Source organism: Marinifilum sp. D737 (genome assembly GCF_026672275.1).
In the GTDB taxonomy this organism is placed as follows: Bacteria; Bacteroidota; Bacteroidia; order Bacteroidales; family Marinifilaceae; genus Marinifilum.
In genome coordinates, this window is sequence record NZ_JANQCD010000043.1 from 1 (window position 1) to 12894 (window position 12894).

Sequence of the window (12894 nt, forward strand, 5' to 3'; positions counted from 1 at the left end):
TTATTTAGAAGTGTTGAAATTAATTCACATGATTCCTTATTGTTCGAAACAGGAGCACAAATAATTACCCATTGCGATGATGGAACATCTGTCCTCTTATCTGAGACGGCACCTGGAAAGTACATTAATACAAATCCTTCTTTTAAAGGAGATGTTAATAAATCATATTGGATTGAAATTACTACCAAAAATGGTAAAGTATTCGAATCCAATCCTGAGATAATGCTTTCACCAATATCGATCAGCAAAATTTATGGAGAAGTCGATAAAGTTATCGTTGATAAGGATGAAATCAAAAATGCAGTTAAGTTTTATTTCGATTTACAGAACCCACTAAACGATACCGACTTTTTTTTGTGGGAATATCAAGCAAGCTGGGAGTGGCACACAATTGTAAATATTCCCAAATCTGAGACCCCTGCCTTTATCTGTTATCCTAAGGAGCGCTCAAATAAAGTTTTTATTTATGATGCATCGAATTTAGAAGTTAAATCTCTAAGCCATTTGCAAGTTACCTCCATAGCAGAAGATGACGTTAAGTTGAACTATGAATACTATCTTCAAATCCAAGCATATACAATTAGTAAAGAATGTTATAAATTTTGGAGTAACATTAAAAAATTGAGTCAATCAAACGGGAGCTTATTCGATGTTATCCCATCTAATGTAGAGGGCAATATTCAATGTTGTAATGGTGATGAGCAAGTTTTAGGTTATTTTCAGGTCTCCTCGCATACCAAAAATGCTGATTCTTTCAAGTCTGTAAATTACGATATTGAATTTTCTCTTGAACCTATTGAATGCAGAACTTATATTATTGATTCTAAAGCATATCAACCACAAAAGCACCATATCATAAAAGTTGAATCTTATCCAGAAAGCGTTTCGTACCATGTAAAACCCACTTTTTGTTATGATTGTAGTTTGAAACACCCAAGAACCAAACCATCATTCTGGATTGATTAAATTTTAATATCAAATAAACACATAGATCTGAATCCCATGAGACCATTTCAAAAAACATTTCTTTTAATACACATCATCCTTGCATTTAATAACATAATATTAGCCCAACCTATTCCAAAGCAATCAATCAAGAATATAATTAATGGGAAAACCTGGACTCCTTCTTTAATGAATTCTGAAAATTCACAACTATTCTTAAATAGTTTAAATTTAAAAGGTCAGGTGCAAATGCAATCAACTATATATCAAAATGTCATACTAGGCTATGACCTTGAACAAGATGAGATACTTGCTACAATTAAAACCCGAAATAATACCAAGAGAATCATTGCATTAAACAAATCTGAATTAGAAGAATTTAAATTCTCAAAAGCGGGTCAAGATTTTCACTTCAAACGTGGAGATCTCATCCATGAGAATCTTAATGAAAATACATATTATCAAGTAACTATTACTAATGGTTTAGTATATGTAATTCATCGAAAACTGATTAAAATTCTTCGACAAAAGACATCCAAATACACTTTTAAAAGCGCTAACAATATTTATATAATCCAAAAGGGATTAATACATCCGATTAGAAATCGAAGAGATCTATTAAAAATCTATACTAATAATTCCAGCGAAATTAAAAAATTCATACAGCAGAATAAACTTAAAATCAACCCAAAACATCCTATGGATATCATTCCTGTAGTATTGAAGTATGACTCTTAATGACTGAAAAAAATGAAAAGAAAAATCCTATTATTAATTAGTTTGCTATTACTAATCCAAGTTAGCATTTATGCACAAAAGTATTTTTCTCTCGGAAAAAGTGGCATGTCATTTATAGAGTTCACAACTGAATTAAAAAACAAGCATAACATACAGTGCTTTTATAAAGTTGATTGGGTCAGAGATATTCATTTGAATAAAACCTATGAAGATGAAAAATTGGAAACTATTCTAAAGGATATTCTTAAAGGTAAGAAATTAAAATTCATCGTAAGACAAGACATGATTATTTTAACGAATCAGGTCGATTTCAATTCTACCTTTAGCATATACGAAAACGAAAATATTACTTCTCCAAAAGCCAATGTTTCAAGCAATTCTGATCTATCAAAACTTCAGGAACAGGAATATAGAATTCACTATATAGGGAATTCAATTGGCAAGAAAAAGGTGAAATTATTTGGTTATATTTCACATCACGAAAGTCTTACTCCTCTTAATTCCGTTGAAATTTATTTACCCAAAATTGCTCAAGGAGTCACTTCTGATTCAAAAGGCTATTATGAATTTGAGTTACCGCCAGGTCGATACAATTTACAATTCAAATATATGGGGTTGAAATCTACAAGTCGAAAAGTTAATCTCAGAGGAACAGGACGTTTGGATGTGCAAATGACCAATGAAATAAGGCAGATTAAAGAAGTCAAAGTTACCGCAAAAAATGATAAAGTAACTCGCTCTTCCATGGGGATTGAACACATTAAAATGGAAGAAGTACATAGTTTACCAACTGCCTTAGGAGAACCTGATATCATAAAAAGTACTACTATGCTACCAGGTGTAGAAAGTGCTGGTGAAGGAGCAATTGGTTTCAGTGTACGTGGTGGATCAGCTGATCAAAATTTAATCCTGATCGACAATGCTCCTATTTACTACCCGGCACACTTTTTTGGTTTCTTTTCACCTTTTAATAGTGATATCATTAATGAAGCAAGCCTATATAAAGCAAGTATACCTGTTAAATTTGGAGGAAGAATTTCTTCAACTTATGACATTCACGCTCATGATAATATTAACAATAAAATTAAGACAAAATTAGGGATTAGTCCTGTTACATCAAAAGTTTACTCAAGTATCCCAATAATCGAAGATAAATTATCCATTGTCAATTCATTTAGATTTACCTACTCTGATTGGGTAATGGAAAGAATAAATTCAAAAGAGCTTATTAATAGTAAGGCAGACTTCTATGATATACATGGCAAAGTTTTGTACAAACCCAATCAGAACAATCAACTTTCTCTAAGTTATTATAAAAGTAAGGATGAGTTTCAGTTGCATTCAGACACAATATATAACTTTAAAAACTTCATAGGATCGATAAATTGGAGACATAGATTTTCAGAGAAGTTAAAGGTATTACAAACAGCCTACACAACACATTTTTCCTATGACATGAGCTCCGATGAAGTAACAACTAATGCTTTTAACCTAAAACATAAGGTGAAAGAAACTGGGTTTAAATCTTCCTGGAACTACGAAAAAAACCTGAACACAAGTTTTGATTTTGGTGGAGATATTAAATATTACAACATTGAACCAGGTAAAATGACTGCAGCCTCAGAATCTTCATATGTAAAAACAAGGGAAATAGGCAAAGAGAAAGCCATTGAGAGTGCATTATTTTTAGGTTCAAAGTTTGATCTTAGTTCATCAATTACAGTTGAAGGAGGAATCAGATATTCTTTATTTGGTAATATTGGTTCAAAAAAAGAGCTAAATTATAAGGATAATATTATCGATGAATTAAATATTATTGACACTACAAATTCTTCTGGAATAAATAATATCAGCCATGGTCCGGAAGTTAGGTTAGGACTAAGTTATAGGCTTTCACCTCAAAGTTCACTTAAAGTAAGCTATAACCGAAACAGACAATATATTCATTTATTATCCAATACAACTGCAATATCTCCAACGGACACATGGAAACTTTCGGATAAATATATGAAAGCACAAGTTGGAGATCAATTGTCTTTAGGGTTTTACAAGAACTTTAAAAATACTGCTACTGAATTTTCCGTTGAAGCCTATTATAAAAAAATTAAAAATGTTAAGGATTACAAAAACGGTGCTGAATTATATCTGAATGAGTTTGCAGAGCTGGAAGTTATTAATGCAAGAGGTAAAAACTATGGAATTGAATTTTTATACAGAAAAAATATAGGAAGATTTAAAGCTATGCTAAGTTATTCCTACTCCAGAAGTTATTTAAAATCTGCAGATAAAACAGGAGAGTTCGCGATAAATGATGGAGATTATTATAGAGCACCATTTGATAAGCCTCATAATATCAAATCATTTTTAAGTTTAAAATTATCCCGAAGATTTATCTTGTCAACAAACCTCACTTATCAAACTGGACGACCAGCTACCTATCCTATAGCAAAGTACTATATTCAAGGTATACCTGTAATGCATTACTCTAAACGTAACTCCTACAGACTACCAGATTATTTTAGAGCCGATTTTTCTCTGCTAATGCAAGGAAATTTAAAGAAGAAGAAGCCATTTCATTCTTCATTGATTTTTGGTGTGTATAATGTTACCGGCAGAAAAAATGCTCACTCAGTTTATTTCAGATCTGCTCACAATAATGTCACTGGCTATAAACTATCAATTTTTGGACAAGCAGTTCCTACCATTACCTATAATATTGAATTCTAGAACTATGAAAAGGCAATTTATAATATTCATATTACTTTCCATCCAAATTAGTTTACAAGCGAAAGAGAACCAGAAGTTGTTTTTGGAGAAGATACACCTGCACACAAATAAAAGTATCTTCATTGCAGGTGAACCATTATGGTTTAAAGCTTACTGTATCAACCTTGGAAATAACTCACTTTCAAAACAAAGTAATGTAGCTTACATTGAGCTTATTAATAAAGATGGAATACCAGTCTCAAAAGAAAGTGTCATTTTAAGAAATGGAATGGGCGAAGGAGGTTTTGTAACCAACAAAGATTTACCAACAGGTAATTACAGTCTCAATGCATATACTCATTGGTCAAATTCATTCTCAAAGGAACTTATTTCTGTCGTTCCCATATACATTTTTAACAATAATACGACTACAAAACCACCCATTAAAAATTCTCAAGCTGATGTTTCAATAGATCCTTTAAAATCCAATTCATGGACTATATTAGATAGTATTTCTAATCAAGATATTAAGATTGAAGCTCAAGTTGAAGACCTGGAAAGAATTTTAAGCCTGCAATTTACAATTCCCCATACAAATGAACAAAGTCAATCTGAATTTGAGCTTGTCCTTAGGTCACAAAGAGATTCTATTCGTTCAAAATTCCGATTTTCAGATGGAAAATGGACTAAAAAAATCAAAATCAATAGTCTTAAAGGTGAGATATATTCCTTCCTCTTACTAAATAAGCAAGGAGAAAAAATAGCAGAGCATACTCTTTTCTTAAGGAAATTATGGAGTACAACACCTATGGAAAAAGCACGAATAACTCTTGGCACAAGACAAAATGCTAAAATTCAACTTAACTACAATGACTACTCCAGCTTTGGTGATACCTTATTTCTTTCTGCAAGTCTGTGTAAAAAGGAACCTGTAAAAAGTAGAATTGATTTTATTAATTTTTTAAACTTTTATAAATATTTTAACCATAAGGCAAATCTATTCGAACCATCAGTATTGCAAAACTTAAATAGAGTATGCTTCAGTTCTTCAATTGCACCCTATAGAAAAATATTAACCGATAAACACCAAGTTAGCAATGATAAATATATAGAGAAAGACAATTTTATTCTAGAATGTAAAATAATTAATCCTGATACTAAGAATACTTTATCAGATCATGAAATTCTAATGACCAAAACCGGGGAGTATGCTGATTTGCAATCCCAATACACAAATGATCATGGGAAATGCTATTTTAGATTACCTCTTCAATCCGGTTTGCATGATATTGCCCTACAACTAATAGATACTGATACAATAAAATACAATTTTATATTAAAAGATAAATTCAACAAATCAGGCGTAAATTTAAACAAATCTATTCTCAATATAAGCAACAAGGAAAACCTTAAATTCGTTAAAGAACAATGGGAAAATTACAAAGTTAGAGAGATTTACAATCAAATTGATTTTGAACCTTATAAAGATACTATATTACACCGCGCTCAATCTAATTTTTTCGGCACACCAAAAATTAAAGTTGCCATTGAAGATTATGTAAGATTGGACTCTTTGCCTGAATACTTCCATGAATTAATCTCACATGTTAGAATAAAATACAATAAGAAAAAATCAAATATTTTCATTTATAATGATGATCAGCGCAAGCAAATGTCTTATGAAACATTATTCTTATATGACGGATTAGTCTTTTCGAACCCCAATGAGATACTTTCTATGAATCCTAGAGATATCGATAGAATTGAGGTAGTTCCTTATGAATATTTATTCTCAGATTCACATTTTTATGGAATTACACACATTATTTCTAAAAAGAAAAACTGCGAAATACAGCAACTACCTTTTAATACTGAAAGATATTATCTTCCACTTTTCACAAAAGAATGTAAACAAATCGATAAACCAAATATTCCGAATGGATATCCTGATTTTAGAACAGATATTTTATGGCAACCAAAATTGGTGCTATCAAAAAACAAGAATATTGAATTAGACTTTACATCTAGCGATATAGTAGGTGATTATGAATTGGTTATAGAGGGAATATCTAACACAGGAAAACCATTTGTACTCTCACAAGTTATATTAGTTGAATAAAGAAAGATTAGTGAATTTCAAGTCATAACCTCATCTATACCTCTGAACTTTGGGATCGACCTCTACAGACCAGCGGTCGATTCCACCTTTTAAATTATAAACACGAGAGAATCCATTTTTTCGAAGATAATTCATAACCTGCTTGCTTCGTATTCCCATATGGCAAAAAACAACTAAATCTTTATCCTTTGGTAGTTCTTCCATTTTGGAAGGAATATCTCCCATCGGAATATGTCTGGCATTTTCCAAATGGCAAATTTGAACTTCGACAGGTTCGCGAACATCAAGCATTACCATATCTCTTCGTTTCTCCATTTCCTGAAGAATTTCAAGAGGAGTAAACTCTTTTCTATCCAAAGTATCGTCTTTTATTCTAAAAATCACATCATTATATTTTGCGTTTACAGTAAAGATAAGCAGTTCCATAAAATTATTCCATTTTCTGTAACCTTTCTTCCATATTTCTTGTCTGATAATCTACATAAATCGAGTAAACCAGTTAGTTTATCGAATAATGAATTTAAAGCATATGAAAACTTAGCATAAATTGTAAATTTGATAGGCAGTTTCAATTAATTATGCATATCAATCACACCACCAACAAAATTCACTAATTGAAGGCTACCAATGCAAATTAAAATAGACTCTTTGAGTAAAATTTACCCTAATGGCAAAAAGGCTCTTGACAACATCAATTTAGAAATTGGCAACGGCATGTTTGGTCTATTGGGTCCAAACGGTGCTGGTAAATCCAGTTTAATGAGAATATTAGTAAGCCTAATGCAAGCTTCGGAAGGCAATGTGTATTACGATGAATACGACCTTGTTAAAGACCGAAAGGAAATTAGGAACATGCTTGGTTACTTGCCACAGGATTTTCGATTTTTCACAAAATTAAAAACCTGGGAATTTTTAGACTATGCCGCATCACTAGCAGGAATTAGAAGTAAAAAAGTAAGAAGGGCAAAGGTTGATGAATGGCTAGAAAAAGTGGGTTTGTTTGATGTAAGAGAACGTGACGCAAACAAACTCTCCGGAGGAATGAAAAGAAGATTGGGTATTGCTCAAACTTTAATTGGCGATCCTAAAATTATCATTGTTGATGAACCAACAACAGGCCTTGATCCAGAAGAACGAATCCGTTTCAGAAATATATTATCCGAAATTAGTCAGAAAGATGTTATCATCATTCTCTCCACACATATCGTAGGCGACATTTCAAGTGTTTGCAACAATTTGGCTCTTTTAAATACTGGAAAACTTGCCTTTAATGGTTCTCCACAGGAATTAATCGAACAAGCAAAAGGACATGTTTGGCAAGTAAATACTTCAGGTTATGAATACGATTTAATCAAAGAACAGTACGCTGTGGTGTCAACTATTCCAACTAAAGATGGTTGGGAGGTTCAGTTAATTGGAGATGGTAGCAATTTTAAAAATGCCATTGAACTAGAACCTAACCTTGAACATGCCTATGTGTATTTTATGGAAAAATCAGCAACCTTAATTTAGAATTTACATGCTTTCTCTACACACCATACAATCCGTAGCCAAATACGAAACCAAAACATTGCTTCGTTCATGGTTTTTTAGAATTTTCGCCATAATGGCCATCCTTTTTATAGGAGGTTTTAATATTGCTGCTTTTGTTGAAGGTAGCAATGCTCCCTGGATTTACCGGGCCTTGCCTGCTGCTATTCCTTACGCCAATCTTATTATTCTTAATCTTGGACAAGCCATTGTTGCAGTCTTTTTGGCATCGGAATTCTTAAAGCAAGACAGTAAAAATGATACTGTTGAAGTGATTTATGCCCGTTCAATGACCAATAGCGAATACATTTTAGGCAAATCCCTTGGCATCATCATGGTGTTTGTAATTCTGAATGTAATCATGCTGCTTATGGGGATCGGTTTTTCCTTTCTAAGTAACGAATCATCACAAAGCATTTGGGTACTTTTATATTACCCTCTTTTAATATCAATACCCACACTTGTCTACATATTAGGATTGGCTTTCTTCATGATGATTTTACTAAAGAATCAAGCCATTACATTTATTGTTTTATTGGGTTATATCGCTTTAACCATCTTTTATCTAAACACAAAAGTCTACCAAATATTCGATTATATTGCCTACCAGATTCCCATGATGAATTCAACAATAGGCGGATTTGGAAACATATTTGAAGTGGCGATTCACAGAGGAATCTATCTATTTTTAGGAATTGGGTTGATACTATTTACCATTTGGAAACTACCACGTCTTCCTCAATCGAAAAGATTGGTTTCCTTACCTATTTATTTGGCACTAATAAGTTTTGCCATAGCAGGTGGCCTAAGCTATAAATATCTGGATATTAAGATAGGAAGTGAAAAATACAGAGACAAGCTGATTTCAATAAACAACCAGTATGTTGATTACGCAAAACTTGAAGTTAGCAAGTGTAACTTACACCTAACGCACCTTGGTGATCAAATTCAAGCTTCAGCAAAAATCATAGCCAAAAACAATTCTAAGCAAAGTATAGACACACTAATATTTAGTTTAAACCCACAACTTAAAATCAACTCTGTATCAATCGATAACAAGCCTGTTCAATTTCTTCGAAACGAACAGTTAATAAAAATTGTTCCGAAGAACAAAATTGCGATAAACAAAGACCTTAACATTCAATTCGATTATGCAGGTAAAATAGATGAAAGAACACACTTTTTAGATTCTGATCCTAACTTGATAAGGGACAACTTTACCGCAGAAATGTTTAGAATTAGAAAAAGAAATTCATACCTAAAAGACGATTTTGTTTGCCTGACAAGCGAAGCACTTTGGTATCCGATTTCAGGAGTGGGTTATTCTTCTCTTTATCCAAGTTTATATTCTCCTGATTTTGCAGAATTCAAATTACATGTAAAAACCCAGGAAAACTTAACAGCAGTATCGCAAGGCAAGCCAAGCAAAACAAATGCTGGTGAATTTTCTTTTGAACCTGAATATGCTTTACCTCAGATCAGTTTATTAATAGGCGATTATCAAAAACAAAGTATTGATGTTGATTCGGTTGAATATTCGATTTATTCAATCAGGGGAAATCAGTTTTTCCTAAAGCACTTTGATGTCATTCAAGATAGTCTTCCATCTTTAATACGAGAGCTTAAAAATGAGTATGAAACTTCACATGGTTACTCCTATCCTTTTAAAAGGTTGTCAATGGCCGAAGTACCAATTCAATTCTCGCTAGACAAACACAATTGGTCAATTGCCAGCAATGCCATACAGCCTGAAATTATTTTCTATCCTGAAAAGGGAGTTGTAATGGAAGAAACTGATTTTAAAAATCGCAGAAAGCGCTTTGAGAGACGAATGAAAAGGGATAATGAAGAAGTTTCTGAAGAAGAATTACAGGCGCGAATTTTTAAACGCTTCATTCGTGGTAATTTAATGCCACCACCAAATGAGTGGTATCAATTCGACCATGTCGATAGAAATACATTCTCTATTTTCCCAAATTACTTTTCTTATTCATCTGGTATATCATCGAAAGAAATACCTGCATTAAATACAGCATTAGGGGTTTATATCAAGGAAAATAACGAAGTATCACAAAACTTCTCACGTTGGCGCTGGCAAGGAATCAGCAAAGCCGAAAGAATTAATCTACTTCTTAAGAACTCTTCGCTTAAAGATATTGCTGATATAAAAATTCCTAAGGCAGATGATTCAGATGATCAAATCATATTAAACGATATTTTAAGAGTAAAAGGCAAGCATTTGTTCTCTCTTTTTAAAGCCAGATATGGCGAAGATAAATTCAACAAGGTGCTTAAGGAATTTATTGAAACAAATCGTCACCAAAAGTTCGATTTCTCTCAATTCGATAGCCTTTTGTTGGCCAACTTTAATTCATCTGTAAAATCGGAAATTGAAGATTGGTACACCACGACCAAATTGCCTGGCTTTTTATTAAAAGATCTTCAAACCTACAAGGTTAAAGATGGTGATCACATTAAATATCAAATTCGATTTAAAATTTCGAATCCAGAATCGGTTGATGGAATTGTAAGCGTTATTATTGAAACTGGTGGACAAAATAACCGATTCAGAAGAAGAGGCGGAGGAAACAAAAAACCTGATTTCACAAAATCCATATTTATTCCTGCTCATTCTGCTAAGGAAGTCGGATTTGTATTTCCATCAGAACCTGGCAGAATGAATGTCTTTACTCACCTTTCTGAGAATCTTCCGAACAGTCTGGTCTATGATTTTAGCTCATTTGCCGAAACCAAAAGAAGCAAGTTCTTTAATGAAACCCAGGAGTGTGAGGTTTTTGAGGGTGTTTTAGATGCCAATGAATTTGTTGTAGACAATGAAGACAAGGGATTTGAATACATACAGGTTTCTAACAAAAGCCAATTAAAACAATGGGTTGATAGCCGAAGAGATGATATTGAAGAATATGCCAGATTAAGAACCTGGAATCCCCCAAATGAATGGAAAAATGTGCTACGATCGGGCTTCTTTGGGAAGTATGTACGCTCAGCATTTTTTACAAAAACAGGTATTGGAGACAGAAGTGCCAGCTGGAAACCTGAATTAAAAAAACCTGGGTACTACGATGTGTTCTGCCACGTGAATAAGATTGAGCAATATTGGGGCCGAAGAAAAAAAACAAAAACAGATTACAACTTTAAGATCTATCATGAAGATGGATTTGAGGAGGTGAATAAATCCGATCAGGAACTGGAAAATGGTTGGAACTATTTGGGCAGTTACTATATCACTCCCGAAACCGCAAAAGTTGAATTAAATAACAAATCGGTTGGTGCATACTTATTCGCCGACGCAATTAAATGGGTAGAAAACAAATAGACAAACACTATAATAGCATGATTCTTAACAAGCTTACATTAAAAACATTCGCTTTAACAGGATTTTTATTCATCGGTTCGTTTTATGCTTCGGCACAAAAGGAACTCACTTTGGAAGAAGCCCTTTTAATAGCATTCGACAACAGTCCTGACATTAAAAAATCAAGGATTAATATGCAACAGAATAAGGAACGTTTGAATGCTCAGTTGGCATCATTGCGTTCTAGATTCTCATTTGATGTTACGCCAATTTCATACGAAAAAACCGAATCGTATAATGAGTATTTTTCTACTTGGAATACTTCAGAAAATAAAGGTGCCAGCGGAACTTTTACCGTTTCTCAACCTATTAAATTAACAGATGGTAAATTGTCGTTACGAAATGAATTTGGGTATCAGGACAATTCATCAGAAGCAAGTGGTTCTTCTTATTCTGGTTATAACAATTCGTTGTACATGCAGTACGATCAGCCGATTTTCACCTTTAACAAAACCAAAATGGATCTAACTCGAAACGAGTTGAATCTGGAAAATGCAACTCTTTCCTATTCCATTCAGATGCTGAATATCGAGCGTCAGGTAAATCAGGCATTCTATAACATTTACCAAAAACAAATGGCCTTAAAAATTTCTGAGGAAGAATACGAAAATCAGAAAATCAGCAAAGAAATTATTGCAAGTAAAGTAGAAGGAGGACTTTCGGCCAAGGAAGAATTGTACCAGGCAGAATTAAACCTGGCGACTAGTAAATCTAATATGGACAACAACCAAGTTGAACTTGAGAATGCAAAAGATGACTTCAAACTACTACTAGGAATTTCTCTTTACGAGGACATCGCAGTTTCTACCAATATTCAATACGTTCCTGTAATTGTGGATCTTGAAAAAGCCATTCAAAATGGATTAAGCCAAAGGTTGGAACTTACCCAAAGAGAAATTGATTTGAATAATGCAAAATTCGACTTGATTGAAACCTCATCAATTAATGAATTTAAGGGAAATATCAGCCTTTCAATGGGGATAATGGGAAATAACAAAAACCTGGCCGATGTTTACGACAAGCCAACTAAAAGCCCACGAGTTGGTGTTACGTTCTCTATCCCGATTTTCGATTGGGGTGAAAGAAGAGCAAGAATCAGAGCAGCAGAATTGGAAGTGGAAAGTAGACAGATCGATAAAAACAGTTTGAAAGACGATATTACCATCAACATCCGAAAAACTTATCGCAACCTTCAAAACCTCATTCAACGAATAGAAATTGCCAAGCAAAATGAGAAAAATGCTCAGTTAACCTACGATATCAACCTGGAGCGATACAGAAACGGAGATTTAACGAGTATCGACCTTGAGCGATTCCAAAATCAACTTTCAGGGAAAAAAATGGAACTTGCCAATTCTTTAATAAGATACAAACTTGAACTGTTAAATCTTAAAATTCAATCACTTTGGGATTTCGAAAAAGATCAATCATTTGTACCACTAGAGTTACAAGAGAACTTAAAAATGAACTAATTTAAAAA

8 protein-coding genes are annotated in these 12894 nt (G+C 33.2%); 7 read left to right on the plus strand and 1 reads right to left on the minus strand.

The window, feature by feature from the left end; all coding sequences use genetic code 11:
* From NQ163_RS18175 to NQ163_RS18190, 4 genes are all read left to right on the plus strand, one after another.
* Positions 1–966, plus strand: a 966-nt coding sequence (locus tag NQ163_RS18175; protein ID WP_268191757.1) for a DUF4249 domain-containing protein, incomplete at its 5' end; no start/stop codon positions are given.
* 36 nt (positions 967–1002) lie between these two features.
* The gene (locus NQ163_RS18180; RefSeq protein ID WP_268191758.1) at positions 1003–1683 is read left to right on the plus strand and encodes a hypothetical protein; all 681 of its coding nucleotides are present in this window, start codon (positions 1003–1005) and stop codon (positions 1681–1683) included.
* Positions 1684–1695: 12 nt separating this feature from the next.
* Entirely contained in the window at positions 1696–4410 is a 2715-nt protein-coding gene (locus tag NQ163_RS18185; protein WP_268191759.1) for a TonB-dependent receptor, read from the plus strand.
* Between the two features lie 4 nt (positions 4411–4414).
* Positions 4415–6508, plus strand: a complete 2094-nt coding sequence (locus tag NQ163_RS18190) for a hypothetical protein (protein WP_268191760.1) — start codon at positions 4415–4417, stop codon at positions 6506–6508.
* Between the two features lie 30 nt (positions 6509–6538).
* On the opposite strand, the gene NQ163_RS18195 is transcribed toward NQ163_RS18190, so the two are convergent.
* Positions 6539–6934: a rhodanese-like domain-containing protein gene (locus NQ163_RS18195; protein WP_268191761.1), complete on the minus strand. Its 396-nt coding sequence runs from the start codon at positions 6932–6934 to the stop codon at positions 6539–6541.
* Between the two features lie 222 nt (positions 6935–7156).
* On the opposite strand from NQ163_RS18195, the gene NQ163_RS18200 reads away from it, so the two are divergent.
* From NQ163_RS18200 to NQ163_RS18210, 3 genes are read left to right on the plus strand one after another with little or no spacing between them, the layout of a single operon-like run.
* Positions 7157–8020, plus strand: a complete 864-nt coding sequence (locus tag NQ163_RS18200; RefSeq protein ID WP_268191762.1) for an ABC transporter ATP-binding protein — start codon at positions 7157–7159, stop codon at positions 8018–8020.
* Between the two features lie 7 nt (positions 8021–8027).
* Positions 8028–11375 (plus strand): golvesin C-terminal-like domain-containing protein, encoded by a 3348-nt coding sequence (locus NQ163_RS18205; protein WP_268191763.1) that lies wholly within the window; start codon positions 8028–8030, stop codon positions 11373–11375.
* Between the two features lie 17 nt (positions 11376–11392).
* On the plus strand, positions 11393–12886 hold the full coding sequence (locus NQ163_RS18210; RefSeq protein WP_268191764.1) for a TolC family protein: 1494 nt from the start codon (positions 11393–11395) through the stop codon (positions 12884–12886).
* Positions 12887–12894 lie beyond the last annotated feature (8 nt).

Coding starts and splice junctions, on each gene's coding strand:
- NQ163_RS18180 (WP_268191758.1), top strand. CDS start 1,003: ATGAGACCATTTCAAAAAACATTTCTTTTAATACACATCATCCTTGCA.
- NQ163_RS18185 (WP_268191759.1), top strand. CDS start 1,696: ATGAAAAGAAAAATCCTATTATTAATTAGTTTGCTATTACTAATCCAA.
- NQ163_RS18190 (WP_268191760.1), top strand. CDS start 4,415: ATGAAAAGGCAATTTATAATATTCATATTACTTTCCATCCAAATTAGT.
- NQ163_RS18195 (WP_268191761.1), bottom strand. CDS start 6,934: ATGGAACTGCTTATCTTTACTGTAAACGCAAAATATAATGATGTGATT.
- NQ163_RS18205 (WP_268191763.1), top strand. CDS start 8,028: ATGCTTTCTCTACACACCATACAATCCGTAGCCAAATACGAAACCAAA.
- NQ163_RS18210 (WP_268191764.1), top strand. CDS start 11,393: ATGATTCTTAACAAGCTTACATTAAAAACATTCGCTTTAACAGGATTT.